At 65.6% G+C, this 2,389-nt stretch carries 1 protein-coding gene; it reads right to left on the reverse strand.

The genetic code is table 11. The annotated features are described in order from the left end of the window. Nucleotides 1–42 precede the first annotated feature (42 nt). Entirely contained in the window at nucleotides 43–2,031 is a 1,989-nt protein-coding gene (htpG, locus tag AC27IQ_RS22655; protein ID WP_272567069.1) for a molecular chaperone HtpG, read from the reverse strand. Nucleotides 2,032–2,389 lie beyond the last annotated feature (358 nt).

Here is a 2,389-nt window from a genome sequence, read left to right on the forward strand (position 1 = left end):
TTAATAGCAATACGCCCTAGTGAATCATGCGCTGGAGCCCGATCAAGCCAGCAACGCGTTCACGCGCTTCACATAGGCGGCGGGGTCCTCGGGCAGGCCGCCTTCGGCCAGCAGCGCCTGGTCGAACAGGATGTGCGCCAGGTCGTGGAAGTGCACGCTGCCGTCCAGCTTCTTGACCAGGGCGTGATCGGGGTTCACCTCCAGCACGGGCTTGGACTCGGGCGCCTGCTGGCCGGCCTGCTTGAGCATGCGCGCCAGCTGGGTGCTCATGCCGTCGTCCTGCACGACCAGGCAGGCGGGCGAATCGACCAGGCGGGTGGTGGCGCGCACGTCGTCGGCCTTGTCCTTGAGGGCTTCCTTGAGCTTGGCCAGCAGCGGCTTGAAGGCCTCGGCGGCTTCCTCGGCGGCCTTCTTCTCGGCCTCGTCCTGCAGCTTGCCCAGATCGACCGCGCCCTTGGCCACGGACTGCAGCGGCGTGCCGTCGAAGTCCTGCAGGTAGTTCAGCGCCCACTCGTCCACGCGGTCGGTCATCAGGAGCACCTCGATGCCCTTTTTCTTGAAGACTTCGAGCTGCGGGCTGTTCTTGGCGGCGGCCAGCGTGTCGGCGGTGATGTAGTAGATGGCGTCCTGGCCTTCCTTCATGCGCGCCTTGTAGTCGGCGAACGAGACGGTGACCGCATCGCTTTGCGTGGAGGCGAAGCGCAGCAGCTTGGCCAGGCGCTCGCGGTTGCCGAAGTCCTCGCCCAGGCCTTCCTTGAGCACGGCGCCGAATTCGGCGTAGAACGCCGTGTATTTGCCTTCCTTGGCCTTGTCCTCGTCGCTCACCACATCGGTCACGCCGTCGGCGCCTTCTTCACCGGCGGTGTGCTTGTCGTGCTTGGCCAGGTCTTCCAGCATGCCGAGCACGCGCTTGGTGGAGCCTTCGCGGATGGCGCGCACGTCGCGGCTTTCCTGCAGCAGTTCGCGGCTCACGTTGAGCGGCAGGTCGCTGGAGTCGATCACGCCCTTCACGAAGCGCAGGTAGGTGGGCATCAGCGCCTCGGCATCGTCCATGATGAACACGCGCTTGACGTACAGCTTCACGCCGGCCTTCTTGTCGCGGTTCCACAGGTCGAACGGGGCCTTGGCGGGCACATACAGCAGCTGCGTGTACTCGGTGTTGCCCTCCACGCGGTTGTGGCTCCAGGTGAGCGGGTTCTCGTGGTCGTGGCTGATGGCCTTGTAGAAGTCCTGGTACTGCTCTTCGGTGATGTCCTTCTTGGGGCGGGTCCACAGGGCGCTGGCCTTGTTGACGGTTTCCCACTCGCCGGTCTTGACCATGCCGCCGGGCTGGCGGCCGCCGTTTTCGTCACCGGGGTTGATCAGCTCGCCCTCTTTCCACTCTTCCTTTTCCATCAGGATGGGCAGGCTGATGTGGTCGGAATACTTGCCGATGATGGACTTGATCTTCCAGGCGTTCAGGAACTCTTCGGCGTCGTCGCGCAGGTGCAGGATGATGCTGGTGCCGCGCTCGGGGCGGGTGATGGTCTCGACCTCGAAGTCGCCCGTGCCGCCGCTGATCCAGCGCACGCCCTGCTCGGCGGGCAGGCCGGCCCGGCGCGATTCCACGGTGATCTTGTCGGCCACGATGAAGCCGGAATAAAAGCCCACGCCGAACTGCCCGATCAACTGGCCCTGCTCGGACGCGGTGGCCTTCTGGTCGCCCGAGAGCTTGCCCATGAAGTCCTTGGTGCCGCTCTTGGCGATGGTGCCCAGGTGGTCGATGGCCTCCTGCTGGCTCATGCCGATGCCGTTGTCGGTGATGGTGAGCGTCTTGGCGTCCTTGTCGAAGGCCACGCGCACTTCAAGGTGGGGCGCGTCTTCGTACAAGGCGTTGTTGTTCAGGGCCTCGAAACGCAGCTTGTCGCAGGCGTCGGACGCATTGGAGATCAGCTCGCGCAGGAAGATTTCCTGGTTGGAGTACAGCGAATGCGTGACCAGGTGCAGCAGTTGCGCCACTTCGGCCTGGAAGGAATGGGTCTGTTTGCTCATGGTGTGGATTGGGAGGTCTGGGTCATTCACAAAAAGAGGGATGCCCCGGCAGTTCGGGGCAGGCGCCGCATTATCAAGGCTCGCCGGTCCACTCCCGGCCGAGGCACCGCGCCGGGGGCGCCTCGGCCATTGAACTCCGGGCGCACGCCCCGTTCCAAGCCGCCATCCCGCCCCGGCCCGGGGAGGGCCGGCATCCCCGACGACGGAAACCCGATCCATGCACCCACTCCGAAGCCTGCTTCACAGGCACCTGCCGATGGCGGCGTGCCTGGCCCTGCTGCTGGGCTCCGCCCCGCCGCTGTGGGCGCAGCAGGCCACGGGCCGTCCCGATGGCTTCGCCGCCGGGGTCACCGGCGGC

The organism is Acidovorax sp. KPB24-07, from assembly GCF_057543315.1.